General features: G+C 68.8%; 25 protein-coding genes. 12 read left to right on the forward strand and 13 right to left on the reverse strand.

Translation table 11 applies throughout. The features are described 5' to 3' along the window. Positions 1–7: 7 nt before the first annotated feature. From WDU99_RS05860 to WDU99_RS05880, 5 genes are read right to left on the reverse strand one after another with little or no spacing between them, the layout of a single operon-like run. Positions 8–1,204: a thiolase family protein gene (locus WDU99_RS05860; RefSeq protein ID WP_337331508.1), complete on the reverse strand. Its 1,197-nt coding sequence runs from the start codon at positions 1,202–1,204 to the stop codon at positions 8–10. Continuing rightward, positions 1,201–2,388 carry a bifunctional 2-methylcitrate synthase/citrate synthase gene (locus tag WDU99_RS05865; RefSeq protein WP_337331509.1) on the reverse strand — a complete coding sequence of 396 codons (1,188 nt, stop codon included), beginning with the start codon at positions 2,386–2,388 and terminating at the stop codon, positions 1,201–1,203. Before WDU99_RS05865 ends, WDU99_RS05860 begins: the two co-directional genes overlap by 4 nt. A 37-nt stretch (positions 2,389–2,425) precedes the next feature. Beyond that, positions 2,426–3,325: a methylisocitrate lyase gene (prpB, locus tag WDU99_RS05870; protein ID WP_337331510.1), complete on the reverse strand. Its 900-nt coding sequence runs from the start codon at positions 3,323–3,325 to the stop codon at positions 2,426–2,428. Next, a complete protein-coding gene (locus tag WDU99_RS05875; RefSeq protein ID WP_337331511.1) occupies positions 3,325–4,851 on the reverse strand; it encodes an MmgE/PrpD family protein in 1,527 nt (508 codons plus the stop codon). Before WDU99_RS05875 ends, prpB begins: the two co-directional genes overlap by 1 nt. Further along, positions 4,848–5,504, reverse strand: a complete 657-nt coding sequence (locus WDU99_RS05880) for a GntR family transcriptional regulator (protein WP_337331512.1) — start codon at positions 5,502–5,504, stop codon at positions 4,848–4,850. The genes WDU99_RS05875 and WDU99_RS05880 overlap by 4 nt, the downstream gene beginning before the upstream one ends. Positions 5,505–5,663: 159 nt before the next feature. On the opposite strand from WDU99_RS05880, the gene WDU99_RS05885 reads away from it, so the two are divergent. The 4 genes from WDU99_RS05885 to WDU99_RS05900 are packed head-to-tail and all read left to right on the forward strand — an operon-like array spanning position 5,664 to position 7,894. Further along, positions 5,664–5,993, forward strand: coding sequence for a PadR family transcriptional regulator (locus WDU99_RS05885; protein ID WP_337331513.1), 330 nt, complete (start codon positions 5,664–5,666; stop codon positions 5,991–5,993). A gap of 1 nt (position 5,994) precedes the next feature. Continuing rightward, positions 5,995–6,369, forward strand: a complete 375-nt coding sequence (locus WDU99_RS05890; RefSeq protein ID WP_337331514.1) for a DUF1048 domain-containing protein — start codon at positions 5,995–5,997, stop codon at positions 6,367–6,369. Next, positions 6,366–7,130 (forward strand): ABC transporter ATP-binding protein, encoded by a 765-nt coding sequence (locus tag WDU99_RS05895; protein WP_337331515.1) that lies wholly within the window; start codon positions 6,366–6,368, stop codon positions 7,128–7,130. Before WDU99_RS05890 ends, WDU99_RS05895 begins: the two co-directional genes overlap by 4 nt. Further along, positions 7,127–7,894, forward strand: a complete 768-nt coding sequence (locus WDU99_RS05900) for an ABC transporter permease (RefSeq protein ID WP_337331516.1) — start codon at positions 7,127–7,129, stop codon at positions 7,892–7,894. The genes WDU99_RS05895 and WDU99_RS05900 overlap by 4 nt, the downstream gene beginning before the upstream one ends. A gap of 26 nt (positions 7,895–7,920) precedes the next feature. Here the strand turns inward: WDU99_RS05900 and WDU99_RS05905 are convergent, their stop codons facing one another. Both WDU99_RS05905 and WDU99_RS05910 read right to left on the reverse strand, forming a co-directional pair. After that, on the reverse strand, positions 7,921–8,394 hold the full coding sequence (locus WDU99_RS05905) for a hypothetical protein (RefSeq protein WP_337331517.1): 474 nt from the start codon (positions 8,392–8,394) through the stop codon (positions 7,921–7,923). 53 nt (positions 8,395–8,447) lie between these two features. Next, on the reverse strand, positions 8,448–9,416 hold the full coding sequence (locus tag WDU99_RS05910; RefSeq protein WP_337331518.1) for an EamA family transporter: 969 nt from the start codon (positions 9,414–9,416) through the stop codon (positions 8,448–8,450). Positions 9,417–9,454: 38 nt separating this feature from the next. Here WDU99_RS05910 and WDU99_RS05915 point away from each other — a divergent pair, with 38 nt between their 5' ends. The 3 genes from WDU99_RS05915 (at position 9,455) to WDU99_RS05925 (ending at position 10,919) form a co-directional block, all read left to right on the forward strand. Further along, the gene (locus WDU99_RS05915) at positions 9,455–9,985 is read left to right on the forward strand and encodes a CGNR zinc finger domain-containing protein (RefSeq protein WP_337331519.1); all 531 of its coding nucleotides are present in this window, start codon (positions 9,455–9,457) and stop codon (positions 9,983–9,985) included. Between the two features lie 107 nt (positions 9,986–10,092). After that, positions 10,093–10,548: a helix-turn-helix domain-containing protein gene (locus WDU99_RS05920; protein ID WP_337331520.1), complete on the forward strand. Its 456-nt coding sequence runs from the start codon at positions 10,093–10,095 to the stop codon at positions 10,546–10,548. After that, positions 10,545–10,919, forward strand: coding sequence for a HepT-like ribonuclease domain-containing protein (locus tag WDU99_RS05925; protein ID WP_337331521.1), 375 nt, complete (start codon positions 10,545–10,547; stop codon positions 10,917–10,919). The genes WDU99_RS05920 and WDU99_RS05925 overlap by 4 nt, the downstream gene beginning before the upstream one ends. Positions 10,920–10,943: 24 nt before the next feature. Here WDU99_RS05925 and WDU99_RS05930 read toward each other — a convergent pair whose 3' ends face one another. The 5 genes from WDU99_RS05930 to WDU99_RS05950 form a co-directional block, all read right to left on the reverse strand. Further along, on the reverse strand, positions 10,944–11,303 hold the full coding sequence (locus WDU99_RS05930; RefSeq protein WP_337331522.1) for a VOC family protein: 360 nt from the start codon (positions 11,301–11,303) through the stop codon (positions 10,944–10,946). Positions 11,304–11,394: 91 nt separating this feature from the next. Further along, a complete protein-coding gene (locus WDU99_RS05935; protein ID WP_337331523.1) occupies positions 11,395–12,834 on the reverse strand; it encodes a sulfatase family protein in 1,440 nt (479 codons plus the stop codon). Beyond that, positions 12,747–13,670 (reverse strand): carbohydrate ABC transporter permease, encoded by a 924-nt coding sequence (locus tag WDU99_RS05940; protein ID WP_337331682.1) that lies wholly within the window; start codon positions 13,668–13,670, stop codon positions 12,747–12,749. The genes WDU99_RS05935 and WDU99_RS05940 overlap by 88 nt, the downstream gene beginning before the upstream one ends. 15 nt (positions 13,671–13,685) lie before the next feature. Further along, positions 13,686–14,645, reverse strand: a complete 960-nt coding sequence (locus WDU99_RS05945) for a carbohydrate ABC transporter permease (protein ID WP_337331524.1) — start codon at positions 14,643–14,645, stop codon at positions 13,686–13,688. Next, entirely contained in the window at positions 14,642–15,925 is a 1,284-nt protein-coding gene (locus WDU99_RS05950) for an ABC transporter substrate-binding protein (RefSeq protein ID WP_337331525.1), read from the reverse strand. The genes WDU99_RS05945 and WDU99_RS05950 overlap by 4 nt, the downstream gene beginning before the upstream one ends. Positions 15,926–16,151: 226 nt before the next feature. Here WDU99_RS05950 and WDU99_RS05955 point away from each other — a divergent pair, with 226 nt between their 5' ends. The 4 genes from WDU99_RS05955 (at position 16,152) to WDU99_RS05970 (ending at position 21,230) form a co-directional block, all read left to right on the forward strand. Continuing rightward, positions 16,152–17,279: a GntR family transcriptional regulator gene (locus WDU99_RS05955; protein WP_337331526.1), complete on the forward strand. Its 1,128-nt coding sequence runs from the start codon at positions 16,152–16,154 to the stop codon at positions 17,277–17,279. Positions 17,280–17,345: 66 nt separating this feature from the next. Further along, positions 17,346–18,359 carry a Gfo/Idh/MocA family protein gene (locus WDU99_RS05960; protein ID WP_337331527.1) on the forward strand — a complete coding sequence of 338 codons (1,014 nt, stop codon included), beginning with the start codon at positions 17,346–17,348 and terminating at the stop codon, positions 18,357–18,359. Further along, positions 18,356–19,795, forward strand: coding sequence for a sulfatase family protein (locus tag WDU99_RS05965; protein WP_337331528.1), 1,440 nt, complete (start codon positions 18,356–18,358; stop codon positions 19,793–19,795). The genes WDU99_RS05960 and WDU99_RS05965 overlap by 4 nt, the downstream gene beginning before the upstream one ends. Positions 19,796–19,808: 13 nt before the next feature. Next, positions 19,809–21,230 (forward strand): sulfatase family protein, encoded by a 1,422-nt coding sequence (locus WDU99_RS05970; RefSeq protein WP_337331529.1) that lies wholly within the window; start codon positions 19,809–19,811, stop codon positions 21,228–21,230. On the opposite strand, the gene WDU99_RS05975 is transcribed toward WDU99_RS05970, so the two are convergent. After that, a complete protein-coding gene (locus WDU99_RS05975) occupies positions 21,223–22,620 on the reverse strand; it encodes a sulfatase family protein (RefSeq protein WP_337331530.1) in 1,398 nt (465 codons plus the stop codon). The genes WDU99_RS05970 and WDU99_RS05975 overlap by 8 nt on opposite strands. Positions 22,621–22,749: 129 nt before the next feature. Here WDU99_RS05975 and WDU99_RS05980 point away from each other — a divergent pair, with 129 nt between their 5' ends. Then, the gene (locus WDU99_RS05980; protein ID WP_337331531.1) at positions 22,750–24,639 is read left to right on the forward strand and encodes a DUF2264 domain-containing protein; all 1,890 of its coding nucleotides are present in this window, start codon (positions 22,750–22,752) and stop codon (positions 24,637–24,639) included. The last annotated feature ends 7 nt before the right edge of the window (positions 24,640–24,646 follow it).

The following is a 24,646-nucleotide window of genomic DNA, read 5'->3' on the forward strand; positions in this document are numbered from 1 at the left end:
CGGCCGTTCAGCCCCGCTTCAGCAGTGCCGCGAGCGCCTGCCCGCCGCCGATGCACATCGTGACGATCGCGTACTCTCCGCCGGTCCGCTGCAGCGTCAGCGCCGCGCGTACGGTGAGGATCGCACCGGTCGCTCCGACGGGATGCCCGAGGGCGATCGCCCCGCCGTACGGGTTCGTGCGAACGGGATCGAGCTCCGCGTCGCGGATCACGGCCAGTGCCTGCGAGGCGAAGGCCTCGTTCAGCTCGACCGTCGACACGTCGTCCGGCGTGAGCCCGGTCTGCACGAACAGCTTCTTCAGCGCCAGCGTCGGGGCGTAGCCCATGATCTCCGGCTCGAGCGCAGCCGTGGTGACGGCCTCGAGAGTCGCGAGCACCGGAGCGCCCTCGGCGCGGGCATCCGACTCCCGCATCAGCACGGTCGCGGCCCCGCCATCGTTGATGCCCGAGGCGTTGCCGGCCGTGACGGTGCCGTCCTTGGCGAAGGCGGCGCGCAGCGACGCCAGACCCTCCAGCGTGGTGTCGGGGCGCGGATGCTCGTCGCGAGCCACCTCGATGGGCTTGCGGCCCGAGGTCGTGACGGCGACGATCTCCTCGGCAAAGGCGGCCTGTGCCTCGTCCGTCGCGGCGCGGCGCTGCGACTCGAGGGCGAAGGCATCCTGGTCCTCGCGGGTCACGCCGAAGCGCTCCGCGACGTTCTCCGCGGTGGTGCCCATGTGCTTGTTCGTGAACGGATCGGTGAGCATCGCGATCGTGCCGTCGAGCAGCTGTCGGTGCCCGAGCCGGTCGTTGTACCGCGCGTTGAAGTCGTAGAAGGGCATCCGAGTCATGCTCTCGGCGCCGCCGGCGACGACGACGTCGGTGCTGCCCCAGAGCAGCTCCTGTGCGCCCGACCAGATCGCCTGCAGACCAGAGCCGCACAGCCGGTTGACGGTGAACGCGGGGGTGTTCACGTCCAGTCCCGCGGCGAGCGCGATGCGGCGCGAGATGTACGCGTCGCCCGCGACCTGGCCGATCGTGCCGATGACGACCTCACCGACACGCTCGGGTGCGACGCCGGAGCGCCGCAGGGCCTCGGTGACGGCGACGGCACCGAGCTCGTACGCGTCGGTGTCCTTGAAGCCTCCGCCGAAGCGTCCGATCGGGGTGCGGGCTCCGGAGACGATCGCGACCTTTTCGCGCGAGCCGGCCGCCGAAGTCATCATCCCGCCGCCTCCTCCGGACGCTCCTGCACTTCGATCGCCGCGGTGTCGGGCTCGTACTCCTCGATGTGCCGCTCATCGACGCCGTTGTATGCCGACAGCGGGCGGATCAGCGCGTTGGACGCCTGCTGCTCGAGGACGTGGGCGGTCCACCCGGTGATGCGCGAGGCGATGAACAGCGGGGTGAAGGTGAGCGTGTCGTACCCGATGAGGTTGTACGCCGGGCCCGAGGGGTAGTCGAGGTTCGGGTAGATGCCCTTGCGCTCGACGAACTCGCGCTCCAGCGTCGCGTACAGCTCAGCGACGTCGGGGCGATCGTAGTGCTCGACCAGCGTGTCGAGAGCCGCCTTCATGGTCGGCACGCGCGAGTCGCCGCGCTTGTAGACCCGGTGGCCGAAGCCCATGATCTTGCGCTTCTCGGCGAGCGCCTCATCGAGCCACGGCACGACGCGGTCGGCCGAGCCGATCTCGTCGAAGATGTGCATGACGGCCTCGTTGGCGCCGCCGTGCAGCGGCCCCTTCAGTGCGCCGATCGCGCCGACCACCGCTGAGTAGAGATCCGAAAGCGTGGAGGTGATCACGCGAGCGGTGAACGTGGATGCATTGAACGAGTGCTCCGCGTACAGGATCATCGAGCGGTTGAACGCATCGACGACCACCGCAGACGGCTCCTCGCCGAACGTGAGCCAGAGGAAGTTCGCGGCGTAGTCGAGGTCGTCACGCGACTCGACCAGCGCCTGTCCCCGCCGGCGGCGCTGACCGTATGAGACGATCGCCGGCAGCACCGCGAACAGCTTCAGGCTGCGCTCGAGGTTCTGCTCGGGCGTCCCGACGGCATCCAGCACGTTGCCGGTGCCGGCCGTCTCGATCGCGCCGATCACGCTGACGGCCGTGCGCACCTCGTCCATCGGGTGCGAGTCCAGCGGCAGCGCGTCGATCGCCGCCTTGACCTCGGGCGCCATGGCGCGGTTCGCGCGCTCGGTCGCGCGGAACTCGGCCAGCTCGGCGGCGGTGGGCAGCTCGCCGTGCCACAGCAGGTAGGCGACGGCCTCGAACGACTGAGTGGCCGCCAGCTCCTGCACGGGATACCCGCGGTAGAGCAGACTGTTCGTCTCGGGGTTGACCTTGCTGATCGCCGTCACATCGGCGACGACCCCGGCCAGGCCCTTCTTGATCTCTTCGGTCATGCTGTGCTCCTTTGCAATGCGCTCGGCGGCCGGTGGGTCAGCGGGCGACGGTGAAGTTGAAGACGCCCGAGTCGAAGTGGTTGTACGACTCGTAGTCGATCAGTTCGTAGAGGTCGGCGCGGTGCTGCATCTCGCCGAGCCTGCTCGTGAGGTGCCCCTCGTCGCTCAGCGTATCCAGTGCGCGCCCTGCAGCGCCCATCGCCAGACGCAAGAGCGACACCGGCCAGATGACGATGTTCACTCCGACGCCGCGAAGCTCATCCACCGAGAACAGGTCGCTCTTTCCGAACTCGGTCATGTTGGCGAGGATCGGCACGTCGACCGCCTCGCGGATCGCCGCGAACTCCTCCAGCGACCGCATCGCCTCCGGGAAGATCGCATCGGCACCGGCATCCACCAGTGCCTTCGCGCGGTCCTTGGCTGCCTCGAGACCGTCCACGGCGGCGATGTCAGTGCGCGCCATGATCAGGAAGTTCTCGTCACGTCGCGCATCGACGGCGGCACGGATGCGCTTGACCGCCGTTCCGGAGTCGACGACGGCCTTGCCGTCGAGATGACCGCACCGCTTCGGGTTGATCTGGTCCTCGATGTGGGCGCCGGCGAGACCGGCATCCTCGAGCGTCTGGATCGTGCGCGCGACGTTCATCGGCTCACCGAAGCCGGTGTCGGCGTCGATGATCGCGGGCAGGTCGGTCATGCGGGCGATCTGCTGACCGCGCGTTGCCACCTCGGTGAGCGTGGTCAGGCCGATGTCGGGCAGTCCGAGATCGGCCGAGAGCACGGCACCCGAGATGTAGACGCCCTCGAAGCCCTTCTGCTCGATGAGGCGGGCGGAGAGCGGGTTGAACGCACCGGGGAAGCGCAGCAGCTCGCCGCTGCGCAGCCGCTCGCGGAACGTGCGGCGCTTCTCGTAGGCGGGGACGGTGGAGTACAGCATCAGAACAGTCCCTTCGGGGCGGGGGCGGATGCCAGCAGGCCGGGCTTCGCGATGATCGACAGCTCGGCGACCTCGTCGGCGGTCAGCTCCGGCAGGCGCTGCACCAGCTCGAGGAAGCGGTCGATCTCGGCCGGCTCCAGGACGGGCTCGGCGAGGATGCGGAACTTGTTGATGTAGTTCTCGCGGGCGAACGGGCGCGCCCCCAGCGGGTGGGCGTCGGCGACGGCGATCTCGTCGATCACCTTCGTGCCGTCGGTCAGCGTGATCTCCACACGACCGCCGAAGGCCTTCTCGCTGATGTCGAGGGAGTGGTAGCGGCGAGTCCACTCGGCGTCCTCGAGCGTGGTGATCTTGTGCCACAGCGCGACGGTGTCCTCGCGGGCGGCACGCTCGGGGGCGTACGAGTCGACGTGGTGCCAGGTGCCGTCCTGCAGGGCGACCGCGAAGATGTACGGGATCGAGTGGTCGAGCGTCTCCCGCGAAGCGGTCGGGTCGTACTTCTGCGGGTCGTTCGCGCCGGAGCCGATCACGTAGTGCGTGTGGTGCGAGGTGTGCAGCACAATGCTCTCGATCTTCGCCGGGTCGCCCAGCTCGGGGCGCTCGCCGTGCAGCTTGCGCGCCAGGTCGATCCACGCCTGCGCCTGGTACTCGGCCGAGTGCTCCTTGGTGTAGGTGTCGAGGATGGCCCGCTTGGCCTCGCCGGCCGCCGGCAGCGGCACCTCGTACGCAGCGTCGGGGCCGTCCAGCATCCACGCGATGACGCCGTCCTCGCCTTCGTAGATGGGCGACGGCGAGGTCTGGCCGCGCATGGCGCGGTCGACGGCCTCGACGGCCATCTTGCCGGCGAACGCGGGGGCGTGTGCCTTCCACGTCGAGATCTCGCCCTTGCGGCTCTGACGGGTGGCGGTCGTGGTGTGCAGGGCCTGCGAAACGGCCTGGTAGATGGTCTCGGCGTCGAGGCCGAGCAGGGTGCCGATGCCGGCGGCGGCCGACGGGCCGAGGTGGGCGACGTGGTCGATCTTGTGCTTGTGCAGGCAGATCGCCTTCACCAGGTCGACCTGGATCTCGTACCCGGTGGCGATGCCGCGCACCAGTGCCATGCCGTCTGCGCCGACGTGCTGGGCGACCGCGAGGATCGGCGGGATGTTGTCGCCAGGGTGCGAGTAATCGGCGGCGAGGAAGGTGTCGTGGTAGTCGAGCTCGCGCACGGCGACGCCGTTGGCCCACGCCGCCCACTCGGGGCTGGTGCGGTGGTCGAGCTCGGCGCCGAAGACGGTGGCGCCCTTTCCACCGGTTGGGACGGGGTGGGCGAAGGCCTGGGCACGGGCGGCGTTGATGGGCGCACGGGTGAGTGATGCCGCAGCCACCGAAGCATTGTCGATGATGCGGTTGATGATCATGTCGACGACCTCGGCGTCGACCTCGACAGCGTCGGTGGCGACCTCGGCGATCTTCCAGGCCAGCTGCTCCTCGCGGGGCAGGTCTTCCTCGGAGCGGTAGACGCGAACGGGGTGGTTGACGGTCATGGTGTTCCTTCCAGGGATTCGAGGATGCTGTCGAGGGCGTTGTGCAGGTGCACGTGCGTGGCGTGGGCGGCCAGGTCAGCGTCGTGGGATGCCAGGGCGCGGGCGATCAGGTGGTGTTCGGCGGCGGATGCCGCCAGGCGCTCGGGCTTGTCCCTCGCCATGCGACGCACGCGCACGAGGTGGGTGCGCACGGTGCGCAGCGCCGAGGTGATGTAGTCGTTGGCGACCGCGGTGTCGATGGCGGCATCCAGGCGCGCGATCAGCCGGTAGTAGGCGTCCCGTCCCTCATCGCGGTCGAGATCCACGTGCGCGAACTGGTCGGCGAGCTCCTGGAACAGCGCGGCATCACCGCGCACGGCCGCGAGGCGGGCGGAGGTCTCCTCGAGCGCACGGCGGATCTCGAACAGTGCGCGGATGTCGTCGGCTTCGATGGCCGTCACGACCGTGACGCGCGGCGAGGCCTGGGCGACCAGCCCGTCGGCGCCGAGCCGGCGGAGCGCCTCGCGCAGCGGAGTGCGACTGACTCCCAGTCGGGCCGCCTGCTCGACCTCGCCGAGCACGGTTCCGGGCGCGAGCGTGCCCTCTTGGATCTCGTCGAGCAGGATCGCGTAGGCGCGATCGCTGGCGCGGATGCGTTCGACGGCGACGGACATGACCTCAGTGTATACATAAAGCCGCGCCAAGGGCATCCGATCTCATCGACACTGCAACTTGCGTATACAACCCGACTATCTCAACCCAGGCTTGCGCTCGCGGTACTCAGTGCTACCATGTAGCAGTAGTCAGCAACACTGAGTAGCTCAGGAGGGCCCATGCGCCGACAGATGACGGAGATGCTCAAGGGCACGCTCGAGGGCATCGTGCTGGCGCTGCTGACGCGCCGCCCCGCCTACGGCTACGAGATCACCGCCGAGCTGCGCGAGCGCGGTTTCACCGACATCGCCGAGGGCACCGTGTACGCCCTGCTCGTGCGCATCGAGCAGAAGGGGCTCGTCGATGTCGAGAAGGTGCCGAGCGAGAAGGGCCCGCCACGCAAGGTGTTCACCCTGAACACGAGGGGCACCGCAGAACTGGACGAATTCTGGACCACTTGGGGTTTCATCTCCGATCGGATCGAAGAGCTCCGCAAGAGAGGACACTGACATGGCCGCGAAATGGATCGAGATGCTCACCGGACCGCTCGAGCAGAAGAAGCAGTACAAGCACGACAAGGCCCGCATGGAGGCGCTGCCCGAGCCGTACGTCACCTCGGCCAAGGCGATGCACCGCTACCTGATGTACGCGGGCGGCATCACCGACGGCGACACCCTGATGCGGATGTTCACCGACATGGTCGACCTGTGGGAGCAGGCATCCATCGACCGCACCGCCGTGCGAGAGATCGTCGGCGCCGATCCCGTCGACTTCGCCGAGACCTTCGCCAAGGCGTACGCCGGACGCGAATGGCTCGACAAGGAGCGCGCACGATTCACCCGCGCCATCGACGCCGCGGAACACGGTGAGGAGCAGGGATCATGACCACCACCGCTCCTGCCGTCAGCGTGCGCGGCATCCGCAAGTCGTTCAAGAACATCGAGGTGCTCTCCGGTGTCGACTTCGATGTCGAACGCGGCAGCGTCTTCGCCCTGCTCGGCTCGAACGGCGCCGGCAAGACGACGATGGTGCGGATTCTCGCGACACTGCTGAAAGCGGATGCCGGCATGGCCGCCGTGAACGGCTTCGACGTGGCATCCGACGCCGTGAGAGTGCGCGAATCGATCAGCCTGACCGGGCAGTTCGCCGCAGTGGATGAGGTGCTCACGGGTCGCGAGAACCTCATGCTCGTCGCGAAGCTGCGACACCTTGCCGAACCCGGCCGCGTGGCCGACGACCTGCTGTCGCGCTTCCGCCTCACCGAGGCCGGCGGGCGCACGACCGGCACCTACTCGGGCGGGATGAGGCGGCGGCTCGACATCGCGATGAGCCTGGTCGGCGACCCCGACGTGATCTATCTCGACGAGCCCACCACGGGCCTCGATCCCGAGGCGCGCATCGAAGTGTGGGAGGTCGTGAAAGGGCTCGTCGCGGGCGGCACCACCGTGCTGCTCACGACGCAGTATCTGGAGGAGGCCGAGCAGCTGGCCGATCGCATCGCCATCCTCCACCAGGGACGCATCATCGCGAACGGCACGCTCGCCGAGCTGAAGCGCCTGCTGCCGGCGGCGACCGTCGAGTACGTCGAGAAGCAGCCGACCCTCGAGGAGATCTTCCTCGCCATCACCAGAGAGGAAGCGGCATGAGCACGCATCTGGTGGCGGACACCGCCACGCTGACCGGGCGGTCGCTGCGGCACGTCTTCCGCAGCGCGGACACGATCATCACGACGGCGATCACGCCGATCGCGCTGCTGCTGCTGTTCGTCTTCGTCTTCGGCGGGGCGCTGCGCCAGAGCATCGGCACCGAGAACTACGTGAACTACCTGCTTCCGGGCATCCTGCTCATCGCGATCGCGTCGGGCACCGCGTACACGGCCCTGCGCCTCTTCACCGACCTGCAGGGCGGCATCTTCGAGCGCTTCCACTCCATGCCGATCACACGGTCGAGCGTGCTGTGGGCGCACGTGCTGACGTCGCTGGTCGCGAACGGCCTGACAGTGGCGATCATCTTCGCCGTCGGGTTCGCGATGGGCTTCCGCACCGGGGCGGGCCCACTGGCCTGGCTCGCGGTGATCGGCATCCTGACGCTGTTCACCCTCGCGCTCACGTGGCTCGCGGCCATCGCGGGCCTGTCGGGCAAGAGCGTCGACGGGGCGACGGCGTTCTCGTACCCGCTGATCTTCCTGCCGTTCATCAGCTCGGCGTTCGTGCCGACCGAGACGATGCCCGGACCCGTGCGCTGGTTCGCCGACAATCAGCCCGTCACGTCGATCGTGAACTCGATCCAGGCACTGTTCGCCGGGCAGCCCGTCGGCAGCGAGATCTGGGTCGCGCTGGCCTGGTGCGTCGGCATCCTCGTCATCGCGTATCTGCTCGCGATGCGCGTCTACCGCCGCCGGATCGGGTGACGCGCCACGGCGGGGTGATGCAACGGTCACACCTGGACGATCACGGTCGCCTCGCCCGGACCACCGCACTGCTCGCTCCCGCCGACGCGGGCCCAGTCCGGTGCAGCCTCGACCTCGGTCCGGATCGCCCCGTCCGTCGACAGCACACGCACCGTGAACGCATCCGGGGTGCTCATGCCTGTGCTGAAGACCCACCTGTTCCCGGTGCTGCTCTGCGACATCGGTGCGACCTGCGCCAGCTCATCCGGCACGACTCCGTCGTCTGCGGGCACGCAGATGCCGTCGACGCACAGCAGCACGTCCGCGACGTCGGAGACATCCCCTTCGAGCGCGATCGCCAGTTCGTTGATCCACCCGATCGCGGGACAGGCGACCACGGGCGGGGTGCAGGCGCTGAGCCCGAGTGGGAGCACGAGCGCGGCAGCGACCATCATGATCGCTCTGCATCGCGCCCGCCGCGCGACGCGCCCCTTGCGGAGGTCATGAACCGGATTGCTCATCACGCCATTGTGGCGTGACTCGCGGGCAGACACGAACGGCTCAGGCGGTCAGCTCAGGTGACCGGCTCGGGAAGCGGCTCGACGAGCTCCTGGGTAGCCGGTTCGCCGAGCTTGACCAGTACCACGCCGGCGAGCACGAGCACTCCCCCGATGAGCTGCACTGCTCCCGGAAGCTGGCCCAGCAGCATCCACCCGAACAGCAGCGCGGCGACGACCTCGGCGAGCGCGACGAACGACGCCAGGCGTGAGCCGAGCATCCGCGTCGAGGCGATGCCGAGCACGTACGCGAGCGCGGTCGCGAGCACGCCGATCGCCAGCACCGGCACGAACCACGGCACGCTGCCGAACCGGTAGGCGACGTCGTCGGTGTTCCATGTCATCGGCAGCACACCGATCAGGCCCGCAATACTCAGGCCTACGGCACCGAGGAGCAGACCGAGCCCGGCGAGGGCGATGGGCGGCAGGCCCGTGTCGCTCCGACCCGAGAGCACGAAGTAGGTCGCAGCTCCCACCATGGCTCCCAGCGCCCAGAGGATCCCGCCGCCATCGATGCGCGCGCCGGTGAGGACGTCGAGCATGAGCACGAGACCCACGAACGCCACGACGGCACCGAGGATGCTGCGACGGCTGGGCCGTTCGCCCCGGCGCACCCAGAACCACAGCACGACGGCGACCGGCGCGGTGTACTCGATCAGCAGGGCGATGCCGACATCCATCACCGCGACGGCCTGGAAGTAGAACAGCTGCGTGGCGGTGACCGCGAGCAGGCCGTAGGCGAGGATCATGCCGGCGTTCTTCCTGACCAGACCCCACCGACCGCGCAGCGCCAGGATCGTCGGCACGAGCAGCACGAGAGCGGCCACCCAGATGCGCGCGGTGACCGCGGCACCCGGCGTCCATCCGGCATCGATCAGCCCGCGCGCCCATGCTCCCGACATGCCAAACGCCAGCGCCGCGCCGACGGCGACGAGCAGTCCGGTGCGCACACCCGAACGACGCATGTCATGGGTCAAAGCTGTCATGGCAAGTGACGCTACGCCTCGCGTTGTAAGATGTCAACATGAGGTTCACCGATGACGCGGACGAGGCGCTGCGCGCCGCCGTCACCCTGGTGAACTCCGCCGAGCCGCCGGAGTCGCTCGATCTGGAGGCGTTTCTGGCCGAGCATCCATACACCGGGCGCATCGACCGCGACGACGCCGAACTGGGCGATCTCCGCGCGCTGCGTCCGCGTCTGCGCGCGATGCTGCTCGCTCCCCGCGACGAGATGGCTGCGCGGGTCAATGACGCACTCGCCGACGTCTCACTCGCGCCGCGCCTCGCCCGGCACGACGGCGCCGACTGGCACCTGCATGCCGTGGCCGACGACAGACCCCTCGCCGAGCGCATCCTGGTCGAGACCGCGATGGCCCTCATCGACGTCATCCGCGCCGACGAGGGCAGTCGCCTCAGTGCCTGCGCCGATGCGGAATGCCAGGCGATCGCGCTCGATCTCTCCCGCAACCGCTCGAAGAAGTACTGCTCGACGGCCTGCGCCAACCGCAACGCCGTCGCGGCGTATCGCGCGCGGCAGGCACGGGAGGCGTCGTGATCGGTGCCCACCACGCGCGCCTAACTCACCGTGAGCGCGCAACCGCGTCGGTCTGACACCTTCTGGGCTCTGTCCGCGACCAGGACCCGCAGTGTATATTGATATACATGAGTGATCTTCGAGCGATGCGGATCGCCGCCGGGCTGACGCAGTCGGAGCTCGCCGACCGCGCCGGGACGGCGCGCCCGAACATAGCCGCCTACGAGTCAGGCGCCAAGTCACCGTCCCCGGCGCTGCGTGAGCGGTTGGTCGTGGCCATGCAGCCCCGACCCTCGCAGGCGCTCGCCGGCAATGAGTCCGAAGTCGCGCGCATCGTGGCAGCCTATGGTGGCTCGCGGGTGCGGGTCTTCGGATCCACCGCCAAGGGGCGCGACCGTGCTGGATCCGACCTCGATCTGATGGTCGACCTCGCGCCACGAACACCGCTGTCCACCCTCGTCGCGATGGAAGACGAACTCGCCGCGCTTCTGGGCGTTGACGTCGAGGTCGTCTCCGCTCGAACGGCTGCGCCAGAGATGATCCGCACCGCATTCGACCTGCCGATGCCGACGAGGGCCGCGTGACGGACGAGGCGGATTCACGTGCCGCAGAACGCGAAGCGCGAATCCCGCGGAACCTCGCCGTCATCGAAGCACGGCTACGGGATTGCGCCGACCTCGCGGGGCGTGGAGAAGCAGCATTCTTCGGTACCGACTTCGTGAATCGCTATGCCGCATACGCGGCGCTCATCCAGATCGGCAACGCGGCGAAGGATCTGCCTGAGCAATTCCGCACTGCGCACCCCGAGGTCGGCTGGCGTGCCCTCACGCGCACGCGCGACAAGGTCGGGCACTTGTACGGCGACAGCATCGACTGGGACGTCATTTGGGCCACTCTCCTCGATGACGTGCCAACCGATCTGCAGGGGATCACACGCGCACGACGCGCGCTCTGACACCCCGAAGTGCATCGGATGCTGTCAGCCGACGACGCCCTCGAACAGGCCGATGTGGTTGCCGTCGGGATCGACGATGACAGCCCAGGCGCTGGTATCGGTGATCGGTGAGCGCTCCATCGCCACCGAGCCACCGGCCGCCTTCGCCGCGGCGATGGTGTCGTCGATCGAGTCGACCTCGACGTACGAGCGCGGCTGAGTGAAGCCGTCGCCCCGCGGAGCGAGCCCGCCTCCGGAGATGCCGTTGGGCGCCTGCCACATCGGGTAGCCCTCGAAACCGGGCATCTCCGCGATCTGCCAGCCGAACAGCGTGCTGTAGAATCCGGTCGCCCGCTGCATGTCGCCCACCGGGATGTCGATGTGCGTGATGTCGCCGTGTGCCATGTCGTGTCCTCTCTCGCGCCGACGCGGCAAGTCTGCGCCCCGAACCGGCCGAGGGCAAGAGCCACTGCGATCTCGGCACGACACGGCGATGTCAGTACGGGACGGCGAAGATCTCGTCGTGCACCGCCATCGGCGTACCTGCCGGCAACGGCACGAGCTTGAGGAAGTCGTGATCGTCGGTGTCGCGACACCAGCGCAGCAGCGCGGCGCGCATCTCGTCGCGCACGCCGTCGAAGGCCGACTCGACGGCGAGATTGCGCTGCTCGCCCGGATCAGCCTGCAGGTCGTGCAGCTGCTCACGGTGGCGACCCCAGCTGTACACGGTGTACTTGTACCGGCCGCGGTACAGGGCGCGGCCGCGTGTGAGGGGCGGGTCGGCGCGCTCGAAGCGGGTCTCGACGGCGATCACGCGGTCGGACGCCGATGACTCACCGGTGCCCAGAGGCAGGCGTGCCCCTCGGAGATCGTCCGGTGTGGGTGCGCCGGCGGCGGCCAACAGGGTGGGGAGCAGGTCGAGGCCGATGGATGCCAGTTCATGACGTGCACCGGGGACCACTCCCGGCCCCCGGGCGATCAACGGCACGCGCACGCACTCCTCGAACAGCGCGGTCTTCTGGTTCCATCGGTGGGCGGTGTCCCCGTCGCCGTGATCGCTGGTGAAGACCACGAGCGTCGATTCCGTCAGGCCCGCCTCGTCGAGAGCGTCCAGAAGCCGCCCGAGGTAGGCGTCCGCGCGGTCGACCAGCCGACGATAGGCGGCACGATACGAGCGCCAGTCGTCGGCGGTGTACTCCGCAGTGCCGTACACCTGCTGCGCGGCGTGCTTCTCGAACCGCACCGCCTCGGCCTCGAATGGCGCAGGCTCGAAGTTCGCCGGCAGCGGTGGAGCGTCACGCGGGTCACCGGGGTCGACGTCTCCGTACGGCATCGGCTGACGGCGCGCATACTCGCAGATGGTGTGCGGGTCGTCGAACGAGGCCACCAGCAGGAACGGCCGATCCGCGGCCGTGCGTGCGTGCAGCCACTCGGCACAGGCATCGGCGAGCCCTCGATCGCCGAACGGACGCAGCACGTCGAACCCGGCATCCGGGGGTGCGCTCGCCTGTGTGGCATGCCACTTGCCGGCGTACGCGCAGTCGTAGCCGGCCGTAGTCAGCAGGTGGCCGAGGCTGTCGGCTCTGGTTCCCGGTTCGGGCAACGCGGCCCCGCCGGGTCGGTTGCCGCCGATGCCGACCTCGTGGGGCATCCGCCCGGTCAGCATCGAGGCGCGCGAGGGCACGCACAGCGGAAATGTGACGTACGCGCGGGCGAACTCGGCGCCTTCGCGACGCAGCCTGTCGAGGTGCGGGGTCTCGACCCAGTCCTCGTCGCGATCGATGACGTGCGCGCCGAGTTGATCGGCCATCACCACGAGCAGGTTGGGTTGCTCCCCCGCGCCCGGCACTACTTGCCCATCCCCAGCGTGAGCCCCTCGGTGAGGCGGCGTCCCAGCCACAGATAGATTGCGAGCATCGGCAGCACCACGATGCACAGGCCGGCGAACAGACCGCCCCAATCGGCTCCCGAGTAGGTCTGCTGCTGGATGAACGAGATCAGCGCGACAGGAAGGGTGTACTTCTCGGTGGACTGCAGAAGCGTCAGCGCGAGCAGTGTCTCGTTCCAGTGCGAGATGACCTGGAGCACGAACGCGGTGAGAATGCCGCCCTTGGCCAGCGGAAGGGTGATGCGCCAGAAAGTCCCGAATGCGGTCGTGCCGTCGAGCGCAGCCGCCTCTTCCATCTCCAGCGGCAGGGACCGGAAGAACGCCGTCAGCAGGAACACCGTGAACGGCATGGAGACGCCGATGTACACGAGGTTCAGTCCGATCAGGCTGTCGGTGAGGTACACCTCGTTGAGCATCACGAACAGCGGGATGACGATCACCTGCGCCGGTATGCCGAGGCCGAGCACGAAGTACATCGTCAGCGAGCTCGTCAGACGGTTCTCCACACGACTGAGGTAGTACGCCGCCGGCGCTGCGAGCGCCACGGTGAGGAAGGACGACACCACGGTGGTGACGACGCTGTTCATCGTCGCGGTCGCGAAATCGCCGACGGTCCACGCCGTGACGAAGTTGACCGGGTCGAGCGAGGTCGGCAGCCCCCACGGGTCGGCGAGGATCGAGCGGGTGTCGCGGAAGGCCTGGATGACCATCCACACCATCCACGCCACGTTGAGCACGACGAACGCCCACAGCAGCACGAGGCCGATGCCGCGGACGACGCTGCGGTCGCGACCGATCGCCGCCCGGCGAGGGCGCGGGCGCCGCTGGGGCGGGACGACCATCGTGCGGGTGGTGACGTCGGTGACGGGTGGCAGATCGGTCATGGTCACGGTCTTCTCCTAGAACTCGATCGCTTCGCGCTTCATCACGCGGCGCGGCAGCAGCACCAGCACGGAGACGAGTGCGAGCGACAGCACGGCGGATGCGGACGCTGCGCCATAAGCCGGCACGGATTCGCCCGAGAACGCGGTGACGTAGGTGTACACCGCGGTGGTCCAGGTCTGCGTGGGCGGCATCCCCGCGCCGCTCGACCCGCCGAAGATCCAGATGATCTCGAAGATCTTCACCGACGAGATGGTCCACAGCACCGCGCACGTGCCGAACACGTCCCAGGTGAGTGGAAGGATGACGTAGCGCAGGCGCTGCCAGGCGTTCGCGCCGGCGAGCGCGCAGTCCTCGTAGTAGTACGGCGGGATGCGGTCGACGCCGGCCATGAGGATGGTGGTGAAGTACCCGGTGGTGATCCAGGTCATCATGACCATGATCAGCGGAAACAGGTTGTCCTGAGCGAGCCAGGCGGGCGGATCGGTGACGCCGAATGCGCCGAGCAGCGTGTTGACGAGGCCGCCCGGGTTGAAGATGAAACCGGCGAGGACGCCGAAGATCATGGCATTCACCAGGTGGGGGAAGAAGATCACCGAGCGGGCGATCTTCTTTCCGGCCATGTCGCGCAGCACCAGAGTCAGCGCGAACGCGATCACGAAGATCGCCAGCCCCACGACGAACAGCAGCAGCAGGGTGTTGCCGAACGAGCGCAGGAACAGCTTGTCGGAGAACAGTCGTACGTAGTTCCCGAAGCCGACGAACTCCATCGGGCCGGCGCCGGCCCACTTGTTGAAGCTGATCCAGATGGCGTAGACCGACGGCACGACGAACAGGATCGAGTACAGCACGAACGCCGGTCCGACGAATGGCACGAACAGGCGGCGACGCGCCCGATCGATCGTGCTGCCCCCGCCCCGCCGCCGACGAGCGGCGGCGGGGCGGGACGAGGCGGGCGCCAGGGCGACGTCGGTCACGAGTTCTGCTCCCAGTAGTCGATCTGTCCCGACTTCATCGTGTCGACGAAGGTCTGCGCGTCGGTCTTGCCGAGCACCAGGTCGCTGAGCGAGGGCCAGAGCAGCTTCTCGTTGTACCCGGGGAAGCTGATGCCGTCGTTCTGCATGTAGTAGGAGTCAGCGGCGTCCAGTGCATCCTTGATCGTCGACATCTCCTCGCTGACGGCGGCATCGGCGCGGATGGGGATGATCTTCGCCTCGGTGCCGAGCGCGTCCTGGTACTCCTTCTCCAGGAAGAACGAGGCGAACTTCTGCGCGTTGTCGGAGTTCTTCGCGCGGGCGGGGACCGCGAACCCGACGAAGTCGGCGCGAGCGCTGTCGCCGAGCCCCGGGAGCGGGAAGGACGAGTACTCGAACCCGTCGGCGGCGTACGGCCCGGTCTCGGTCGGGATCCAGGTGCCGTTGAACAGCATCACCGCCTGGTTGTCGGCCCACGCCTGCTGCTGCGCCGGCCACTTGCTGGCGTTGTAGCCGTCGATGAAGTAGTCGCCCTCGACGAGTTCCTCGATCATCTGCGCGGCCTCGAGCGCCTCGGGCCCATCCCAGGCCTCGCCGGACTTGTCCGCGGCCATCTCGCGCAGCGAGCCGGGTCCCGCCAGACCCACCATCGCCGAGGTGTACCAGTACGCGTTGTATCCGGCGACATCGCCGTCGATCGCGATGGGCGTGTCACCGGCGGCCTTCATCTCATCCATGGCCGCGAGGAACTGATCCCAGTCCTGCGGTGGGCTCTCGACGAGCTCGGGATGCTCGGCGGCGTTGAACCAGACCGCATCGCCGGTGAGCGAGTACGGCAGCATCCACGGCGCATCGTCGCCCTCGACGGTGAGCACGTCGTCGCGCAGATAGGCCTCCGGGACGAGCGACGACACCTTCTCTCCGGCGACGTCCGCGGCGTAGGCCTCGGCGAGCGGCTTCGCCTGGCCGGTCTCGGCGAGGATCGGCGCGAGCTTGGCGAAGGAGCCGTCGACGATGTCGGGCACCTTGTTGGTGTTCAGCGTGGGGACCGTCTTCTTGATGTTGTCGCGGCCCTGCCACTGCACGTTCACCTCGATGCCGGTCTGCTCCTCGAAGTCTGCGATGGCGTCAGCGACGACCTTCTGCTGCGCCTCGCCCTCCTTCCACATCGACCAGTACGTGAGCTCCTTCGAGTCGCCGGCATCGCCCGATGCCGACGCACAGCCGGTGAGAGCGAGCGCGCCGACGAGTGCGGCGGCGGACAGGGTGCGGATCTTCGCCATCGGGATTTCCTTCCATCTGTGAGGCGTCTTCGCCTTCGTCGGACGACTCTCACCCCCAGCGACCAGAGCATTCAAGGAGTAATCCTAAATTCGTTACCTCTTCGAGTTCCCGCGTCGAGGACATGAAGAGATAACTTTGGCAATTCCAGGAGATGAATCGACGAATACGTCTTTATTCCTCTCTTTCAAGACAGCAGAATCAAAGGAAGTACGACGGAGGTGGGTCATGGCGTCACAGCGCAGCGCAGCCGTGCGCGATGCGGAGGCACGCGGACTGAAGTTCGAGGTCCTGGCGGATCAGCTGCGCAGGGGCATTCTGGCCGGCACCTGGACCGCAGGGCAGAAGCTGCCCACCGAACAGGAGCTGTCGAAGGAGACCGGCCTATCGCTGACCACGGTGCGCCGCGCGTTCGACGAACTCGTCGCCGAGCGCATCGTCGTGCGGCGGCAGGGCGCAGGCAGCTTCGTCGCACACGACCGTCCCCGCGAGGAGCGCGCGCGACGTCGCATCGGCGTCCTGCTCCCCGACACCCAGCTGTACTACCCGCGCGTGCTGCAGGGGATCGACGAGTCGCTCTCAGCGGCCGGCGCTTCGCTGCAGCTAGCCACGTACAGGTATCAGCCCGAACGCGAGGACGAGGCGATCGCATCGCTTCTCGACGCCGGCGTCGATGGACTTCTGCTCGCTCCCACGCTCACCGGCGTCGCCGATCCGACCGCTCGTGTGCAGCAGCTGATGGCACTGCCCGTCCCCGTCGTCCTCGTAGAGCGCAGCCTGCACGGCACGGGCCCGGCCGACGTCACCGAACACGTCTGCTCCGACCACGCCGGCGGCGCCTACGACGCGGTCGCGCACCTCGCCCGTCTCGGGCATCGCCGCATCGCGCTGCTGACCCGCTCCCGCACGGTCACCGAGTACGGCGTCGTGCACGGTTACCAGCAGGCGGTCGCCGATCTCGGTCTGCCCGACGATCTGCGGTTCTCGCAGGCCAAGAGCGAGTGGGAGGCCGATTCGGCCGAATCGGCCTACCGGCGGCTCCGCGACTTCCAGGCGACTGCGGCGCTGGTCTTCGGTGACCGCGAGGCGGCGATGCTCGAGGGCGCTGCCCGACGCAATGGCGTCCGCGTGCCGGATGACATCGCACTGGTCTCGTACGACGACGAGTTCGCCGATCTCGCAGAGGTGCCCCTCACGGCGGTCGCACCCCCGAAGTACCGGATCGGCCGGATGGCGGCCGATGTCATGCTCCGCCGACTGATCGAAGGCGATGAGTGTCCTCTGCATCAGATCCGGCTGCGCCCGCGCATCGTGGTTCGCCGCTCGTGCGGAGCGACAGCGTTCGAACCGGCATGAGACGCCGGCCGTAGGCGCAGACGCCTGCGAGCACTCACCACCAGCATCCGTCGAAGAGGAGAACACGTGCGCATCGGATTGATCGGAGCGGGCGCCGTCGCGCCGTTCCACATCGCGGCGGCTGCCGAGAACGAAGGCCTGCATCTCACAGCCGTCTGCGACACCGATGCGGACGCGGGCGCCCGCGCAGCGGCGCAGGGCGGGAATCCCGCCGTCTTCACCGATCACCGCGCGATGCTGGATGCCGGAATCGTGGATGCCGTCATCGTGAACACGCCCCATTCCACTCACCTGCCGATCGGGACCGACGCCGCCTCTGCCGGGGTCCATGTGCTCGTGGAGAAGCCGATGGCCAACAGTCCCGAGGACTGCGACCGGCTCATCGCCGCATGCCGCGAAGGCGGCGTCGCGCTGGCCGTGGGGCACATTCAGCACTACCTGCCCGAGAAGATCGCCGCGCAGCAGGTGCTGGCCGGCGGAGAGCTCGGAGCGGTGCAGATGATCCGCGACAACCGCAGCACCGACTACCGACCGGGAACGCGCTCGCCCTGGTTCTTCTCCCCCGCGATCGCCGGCGGGGGCGCGCTGATGAACATCGGCGGGCACTGTCTGGACCGATCGCTCTGGTTCGGCGGCGGCCGGGCCGTCGAGATGCTCGCGACGACCGTGAACCGGTTCGGCTCGGCCGTCGAGACCGACGGGGCGATGCTCCTGCGCCTCGACAGCGGTGCGGGCGTGAGCATCGCCGTGGTCAGCGATCCGGCCACGCGCGCAGACCAGATGACCGTCGTCTGCGACGGCGGGGTGATCGAGGTCGACCCTCGTCATGGGACGACCGTGCATGCCGATGGGCGTTCGCGACTCGTGCACAGGACGCGAGCCGATGACATCCAGCGCGCGTTCACGGCGCAGCTGGCCGACTTCGCCGCTGTCGTCGGCGGCGCCGAGCCCACCGTGCCGCTCGCGCATGCCCGCCACGTCGTCGAGCTAGTGCACGCCGCGTACCGCTCCGCGGCGGAGGGCGGTGCCGTGTCGCTGGCGAACGCGCATGCGCATGCGCACGCGGATGCGATCGCATGACCCGCCGGCCGAATGTCGTGCTCATCGTCAGCGACGATCAGGGCCCCTGGGCGCTGGGCGCGGCGGGCAATCATGAGATCCGCACACCGGTGCTCGACGATCTCGCCGCTCGCGGTGTGCGGCTCGAGCGCTTCTTCTGCGCCTCCCCGGTGTGCTCGCCCGCCCGCGCGAGCATGCTGACCGGCCGGATCCCCTCCTCGCACGGCGTGCACGACTACCTCGACGGCGCGCACGTCGGCACAGCCAGTCGCGATCATCTGGCCGATCAGCCGACGCTGACCGATGCGCTGGCGGATGCCGGCTATCGGCTCGGCCTGTCGGGCAAGTGGCACCTCGGCGCCAGCGACGTGCCGCGCCCCGGCTTCGTGCACTGGTACGCACTGGAGGGCGGCGGCAGTCCGTATCGGGATGCTGTGATGTACCGCGGGGGTGCCCCGGAGCACGTGACCGATTACCTCACAGACGTCATCGCAGACGATGCGATCTCGTTCATCGACGCCGAGCAGCAGCACGAGGCGCCGTTCTTCCTCGCGCTGAACTTCACGGCCCCGCACAAGCCGTTCGCCGGCCAGCATCCCGAGGAGTACACCGCGCTGTACCGGGACTGCGCCTTCGAGACGTGCCCGCAGGAGCAGGCGCACCCGTGGCTGCAGACACTCGACGCCGCCCCGATCGGCGGCGAGGCCGACACCCGCGAGGCGCTCATCGGCTATTTCGCCGCCGTGACCGCGATGGATGCCGCGATCGGCCGCGTGCTCGACCGGCTCCGCGTGCACGGCATCGAGGACAACACCATCGTGGTGTTCCTCAGCGACAACGGCTTCAGCTGCGGTCAGCACGGGTTCTGGGGAAAGGGCAACGGCACCTTCCCGATGAACATGTACGACGAGTCGGTGATGGTGCCGTTCATCGTGTCAGCGCCGCGGATGCTGCCGGCTGGTGAGGTGCGCGACGAGCTGCTCAGCGCCTACGACCTGCCCGCCACTCTCCTCGAGCTGCTCAGACTCCCGCACGAGGGATTCGAGACCGGCCCCGGCCGCAGCTTCGCCGGCATGCTGCGCGGCGACGCCCCGGCCGGGACGGAACCCGCCGACCGCGCCGTCGTGGTGCACAGCGAGTACGGCCCGGTGCGGATGATCCGCACCGCCGACCGCAAGTACGTGCACCGTTTCCCGTACGGGCCGCACGAGCTCTACGATCTCGCCGCCGACCCGCGGGAGCGGACGAACCTCATCGACGATCCCTCCCGCGCCGACGAGGTGGCGCGCATGCGGCGGATGCTGACCGAGTGGTTCGCCGAACATGCCCGACCGGGTGCCGACGGCGCGGCCCTTCCGGTCAAAGGCTCAGGACAGATCCGCCCGCTCGCCGGCGATCCGCTCGGCGCCTTCGGCGCGCCCGTCTGGGACGGCGCGTCCACCTCTTCCCTGCCTTGACCCTGGAGCTGCCATGAACCGCCCCAACATCCTGCTCATCGTCTCGGACGACCACGGTTACGCCGACAGGTCGGCCCTGGGCACCGCCGACGTGCGCACACCGGCTCTCGACCGTCTCGCCGCCGAGGGCGCCACGTGCACCGACGCATACGTGACCGCACCGATCTGCTCGCCCTCGCGTGCGGGCCTCATCACCGGGCAGTACCAGCAGCGCTGGGGCGGGCTGTGGTTCGACTCGGCGCAAATCGGCACCGCGCCGACGATCGCCGAGCAGCTGCGCGAGGCCGGCTACGCCACCGGATACTTCGGCAAGGTGCACTACGGCGACGAGACCTCCGCCGACCGCGGCGCCCCGCCGCATCACGGGTTCGAGGAGTCGTTCTACGGCCTGGCCGGGCAGTCGATGGGACGGCTGCACTACCTGCACCACACGTCGGATGCCGTCGCCGAGTACGGCGATGCCGCCGAGGCGATGGGCGTGCAGCCGTTCTGGGACGGCGAGGAGCCGGCCGAGTTCGACGGCTTCACCACCGACGAGATCGCCGACCGTGCGATCGACTTCATGCGGCGGCACGACGTCGCCGAGAAGCAGGGCGAGCAGCCCTTCTTCGCGATGGTCGCCTTCAACGCCGTGCACAACTTCGCCTGGCAGCTGCCGGACGATGAACGCGAGGCCCGGGGTCTGCCGTCGTTCGAGGACTGGCATCCGGGCGCGTCGGAGTACCTCGACTGGTACGACGGCGCGATCAGTCCGAACCTGCCCGACGGGCGCGCGTATTACCTGGCCCAACTCGAGCTGATGGACCGCGCGATCGGCCGCCTGCTCGACACGGTGGAGGCCGGCGGCGCAGCATCCGACACGATCGTCGTCTACCTCACGGACAACGGCGGCTCGCAGTGCAACTACGGCGACAACGGCGCTCTGCGCGGCACCAAGTACACGCTGTGGGAGGGAGGCATCCGGGTGCCCTTCCTGGTGCGCTGGCCGGGCGTGACGACCGCCGGCAGCACTATCGCGGAGCCGGTCAGCGCGCTCGACCTCGCCACCACCTTCGCGGCCGTCGCAGAGGTCCCGGACGCCGCGCACGACGGCATCGACCTGCGCGAACTGCTCAGTAGTGAGGCGACGGTGTCGGCCGAACGCACGTCGCACGCACCCCGCGAGCTCCATTGGGACTGTGGGTGGCAGTGGGCGGTGCGCCGCGGCGACTGGAAGCTTCTCTGCGTCGACGGCGACGATCCCACGGCGGCCTACGTGCGCGACGTGGAGCACACGGCGACCGGTGACGGCATGATCCTCACCGACCTCGCCGGCGACCCCGGCGAGCGCGACAATCTCGCCGCGCGCCGCCCGCGACTGGTCGAACAGCTGACCCGAGCCCATTTCCGGTGGCGGGATGAGGTCGGGCTGCCCGCCGGCCCTGCGCTCAGCTGAACTGCGACGGATAGCGGGCCTCGAGCGCGGCCGCGCCCTCCCAGTCGTCAGCGGCGTCGTCGAGTTCGCGCAGCAGGCGCGCGACCAGCTGCGCTGCCCGCGGGTCGGACGGTCTGCTGGTCAGCTCGAACGGATCCGTCACGAGATCGGAGAAGCGCATCTCCAGACCGGATGCCGGATGCCAGGTCGCGACGATCTTCTCGGTGACCGTGCGCAGGCCGCGTACGCTGCTCGGATCCGAGCGTGAGGCGTATCGCCAGTACAGCGTCGCGTCATCCTGCGCCGCCTCATCGGCCTCGGCTCCTCTCAGCACACCTGAGCGGTCGCGTCCCGCGATCCGATCGTCGGTCTGCTGAATCCCCGCGAGCCCGAGGATGGTCGGGGCGAAGTCGAGCGAGTCGATCACGACGTCGCTCGCGCCGGCGGGTACGCGGCCGGGTGCGTGCACGATCAGCGGCAGGCGCATCGACTCCTCGTAGGCCACGTTCTTGTACAGCAGGCCATGACTGCCCAGCTGCATGCCGTGATCGCTCGTGAACAGGACCACCGTCGGCCGGTCGCCGTCCAGCTGCTCGACCGCCGCGGTCAGCCTGCCGATCTGCTCGTCGATCCCGGTGATAGCGGCGAAGTAGTCCCTGGCGATCGCGCCCGCCTCGGCGGCGACGTCGGTGTCGTGCGGCACGTTCGGCCGGTTCAGCAGCATCCGCTCGTCGAGGTCGGCGTACTGTGCCCGATAGCGGTCGGGCACCTGGTCGAAGGGCTGATGCGGCGGGTTCAGTGACAGCATCAGGGCGAACGGCTCGTCGCCGGCATCCTGCATGAAGCCGATCGCGACGTCGGTCTCGTGCTCGGCCGACCACTGGGCCACGTCGACGCGTTCGTCGCGGCCCGCATCCGTCGTCCAGTAGTGCGGGGCCAGGTGGCGGTCGGCGGCCCCGTAGGAGTACCAGAACTCGAAGCCGAACCGGCGACTGGGCGGTGACCAGGCATCCCACACCTTGCCGTCTTCGCGGCGTCCCTCACCGAACTGCTCATCGTCGGGGACGGGCGGCTCGAGATGCCACTTGCCGATGTAGCCGGTGCGCCAGCCGTGATCGCGCAGTGCGCTGGCCCAGGTGGGCAGACCGTCGCGCAGTCCCACGCCATCCTCGGCCGTCTCGGAGTTCACGTTGAGCGTGACGCCGTTGACGTCGGGCCGCATGCCCGTGAGGAACATCGCCCGGTGCGGGCTGCACACCGGATAGGAACTGACCGCCTGCCGCACCAGGCATCCGTCCGCGGCGAGCCGATCGAGGTGCGATGTGCTCACAGGGTCCTCGCCCAGGATGCCGAGCGAGGCGGCGCGGAACTGATCGGCCATCACGACGAGGATGTTCGGGCGGTGCGACATCGCGGCCTCCTGGATTCGGGTCGCTGATTCAGGGTCGCGGCCAGTCAATCCACCGTCGGCAGGAGGATTCAACACCCTTTCCTCCTTTCGTCTTGAATCATCCCCCGCACACCGGGAAGCATCAGGAGCATGCCTCTGATCACCCCTTCGTGGATGCCACCCGCCGACACCGTCTCGGCCCCGCACACCGGGTACACCCGGGCTCACTGGACCGCCGCCGCGGACCGCATCCTCGACGCCGCCTGGGCACGCGCCGACGAGCACGGGGCGATGGTCACCTACGCCGCCGACGCCTCGCGGATGGACCGCCTCGAGGGGTTCGCGCGCACGTTCCTGCTCGCCGCGCTGCGCATCGCCGGCGACCCGGAGGGCACCCGGCACCTCATCGAGCGGTATGCGACCGCGTTCGGCCATGCGGTGGCGCGCGGCATCTGGCCCGCCCTGACCGATCACAGCCAGGCCACCGTAGAGGCGGCCTCCGTCGCGATCGGGCTGCACCTCACCCGTGACACGGTGTGGGCGGCGCTCGACGACGACACGCGCCGCGGCGTGCACACCTGGTTCGCCCAGGCCCGCGGCACCTGGTGCGCCGACAACAACCATGTGCTGCTGGGGGCGACGTTGGCGGCGTTCAACCACGCCCACGGACACGCCGACGGGCGAGACACGGTCGAGAACGCGCTGGACCGGATGGATGACTGGTATCGGGGCGACGGCTGGTACACCGACGGTGACGGGCGCCGCTTCGACCATTACAACGCCTACGCATTCCACTGGTACCCGTTCTTCATCGACCGGATGATGGGCCCAGATCTCGACGACCGCCGCACCGTGCACCGCGAACGGCTCGCCGCGTTCCTCGACGGCTACCAGCACCTGTTCGACGCCCGCTGCGCGCCGGTGTTCCAGGGACGCTCGCTGATCTACCGGTGGGCGGTGGCCGCACCGTTCTGGATGGCGCGGATGGAAGGGGTCGAGGCGCTGACCCTATCGCGCACCCGGAGGTTGACCGCCGGCATCCTGAAGCACTTCGTCGACGGCGGCAGCCTCGACACCGGCGTGCTGTCGCTCGGCTGGCAGCGCACGCCGAACCCGAGCATGGTGCAGTCGTACAGCGGTGCCGGCTCCCCCTACTGGGCAGCGAAGGGCTTTCTGGGGCTCGCACTGCCGGCATCCGACCCGGTGTGGACGCAGGTCGAGACGCCCACCGAGATCGAGCAGCGGGATGTGCGGCGCGTGCTCGCCGGGCCGCGCTGGCTCGTCGACGGCCGGGCGGACGACGGCATCGTGCGGCTCCACAATTTCGGCAGCGACGGGCATCCCACCAAGGACGACCCGCTGTACCGGCGGCTGATGTTCACCTCGGCGACGCGTCCGGTGTCGGGTGGCGTCGTGCGCGACAGCGATCTGACGATCGAAGGCGCCGTGCACCGCCCCGCCATCCGTGCCACGGTCGGCGCGCGTGGGGGCGCGGTGACGAGGGCGCTGGATGCCGGTGGGCGGCACATCTCGTCGCTCGTGTCGTCGAAGATCATCGGACCGGCGACGCTGCACGTCGCGCGACTCACCGGGGGTGTCGGGTTGCCCGGGCGGGTGAGCGGGTCGGCGCTGGTGACCTCAGCGGAAGAGCCGGTGACCGATGCGGGCCCGCACAGCTCGGCCGTGCGGGCCGGCGGGCTCACGAGTTCGGTGCACCTCGTCGGCGGGTGGTCCGCGCTGCCTGCCGACGCGCCGGAGCCGCTGTCACTGCAGAGCGAGGGCATCGCCGACCGTGTCGTCGACGGCGACGACGTGCTGCTCTGCCCGGCCGTGCGCCTCGGGTCTCTGCCCGCCGACGTACTCCTGATCTGGTGGACGGGTCTGGCGCCGGCAGCCATCCCGCCCATCGAGGTGCGCGACCTGACCGTGCATGACGACCACGTCGCACTCACCGTCGACGCGGCGCGCCTGGTCTTCCGCTGGTCGCTGTCCGAGCCGTTCCCCGCCGACGCCGAGGCGCAGCTGATCCGCAGACCGTGATCCCGGT

It is taken from the genome of Microbacterium bandirmense (assembly GCF_037204185.1).
GTDB classification, from domain to species: Bacteria; Actinomycetota; Actinomycetes; order Actinomycetales; family Microbacteriaceae; genus Microbacterium; species Microbacterium bandirmense.

Coding starts and splice junctions, on each gene's coding strand:
- WDU99_RS05860 (WP_337331508.1), bottom strand. CDS start 1,204: ATGATGACTTCGGCGGCCGGCTCGCGCGAAAAGGTCGCGATCGTCTCC.
- WDU99_RS05865 (WP_337331509.1), bottom strand. CDS start 2,388: ATGACCGAAGAGATCAAGAAGGGCCTGGCCGGGGTCGTCGCCGATGTG.
- prpB (WP_337331510.1), bottom strand. CDS start 3,325: ATGCTGTACTCCACCGTCCCCGCCTACGAGAAGCGCCGCACGTTCCGC.
- WDU99_RS05875 (WP_337331511.1), bottom strand. CDS start 4,851: ATGACCGTCAACCACCCCGTTCGCGTCTACCGCTCCGAGGAAGACCTG.
- WDU99_RS05880 (WP_337331512.1), bottom strand. CDS start 5,504: ATGTCCGTCGCCGTCGAACGCATCCGCGCCAGCGATCGCGCCTACGCG.
- WDU99_RS05885 (WP_337331513.1), top strand. CDS start 5,664: ATGCGCCGACAGATGACGGAGATGCTCAAGGGCACGCTCGAGGGCATC.
- WDU99_RS05890 (WP_337331514.1), top strand. CDS start 5,995: ATGGCCGCGAAATGGATCGAGATGCTCACCGGACCGCTCGAGCAGAAG.
- WDU99_RS05895 (WP_337331515.1), top strand. CDS start 6,366: ATGACCACCACCGCTCCTGCCGTCAGCGTGCGCGGCATCCGCAAGTCG.
- WDU99_RS05900 (WP_337331516.1), top strand. CDS start 7,127: ATGAGCACGCATCTGGTGGCGGACACCGCCACGCTGACCGGGCGGTCG.
- WDU99_RS05905 (WP_337331517.1), bottom strand. CDS start 8,394: ATGAGCAATCCGGTTCATGACCTCCGCAAGGGGCGCGTCGCGCGGCGG.
- WDU99_RS05910 (WP_337331518.1), bottom strand. CDS start 9,416: ATGACAGCTTTGACCCATGACATGCGTCGTTCGGGTGTGCGCACCGGA.
- WDU99_RS05915 (WP_337331519.1), top strand. CDS start 9,455: ATGAGGTTCACCGATGACGCGGACGAGGCGCTGCGCGCCGCCGTCACC.
- WDU99_RS05920 (WP_337331520.1), top strand. CDS start 10,093: ATGAGTGATCTTCGAGCGATGCGGATCGCCGCCGGGCTGACGCAGTCG.
- WDU99_RS05930 (WP_337331522.1), bottom strand. CDS start 11,303: ATGGCACACGGCGACATCACGCACATCGACATCCCGGTGGGCGACATG.
- WDU99_RS05940 (WP_337331682.1), bottom strand. CDS start 13,670: ATGACCGATCTGCCACCCGTCACCGACGTCACCACCCGCACGATGGTC.
- WDU99_RS05950 (WP_337331525.1), bottom strand. CDS start 15,925: ATGGCGAAGATCCGCACCCTGTCCGCCGCCGCACTCGTCGGCGCGCTC.
- WDU99_RS05955 (WP_337331526.1), top strand. CDS start 16,152: ATGGCGTCACAGCGCAGCGCAGCCGTGCGCGATGCGGAGGCACGCGGA.
- WDU99_RS05965 (WP_337331528.1), top strand. CDS start 18,356: ATGACCCGCCGGCCGAATGTCGTGCTCATCGTCAGCGACGATCAGGGC.
- WDU99_RS05970 (WP_337331529.1), top strand. CDS start 19,809: ATGAACCGCCCCAACATCCTGCTCATCGTCTCGGACGACCACGGTTAC.
- WDU99_RS05975 (WP_337331530.1), bottom strand. CDS start 22,620: ATGTCGCACCGCCCGAACATCCTCGTCGTGATGGCCGATCAGTTCCGC.
- WDU99_RS05980 (WP_337331531.1), top strand. CDS start 22,750: ATGCCTCTGATCACCCCTTCGTGGATGCCACCCGCCGACACCGTCTCG.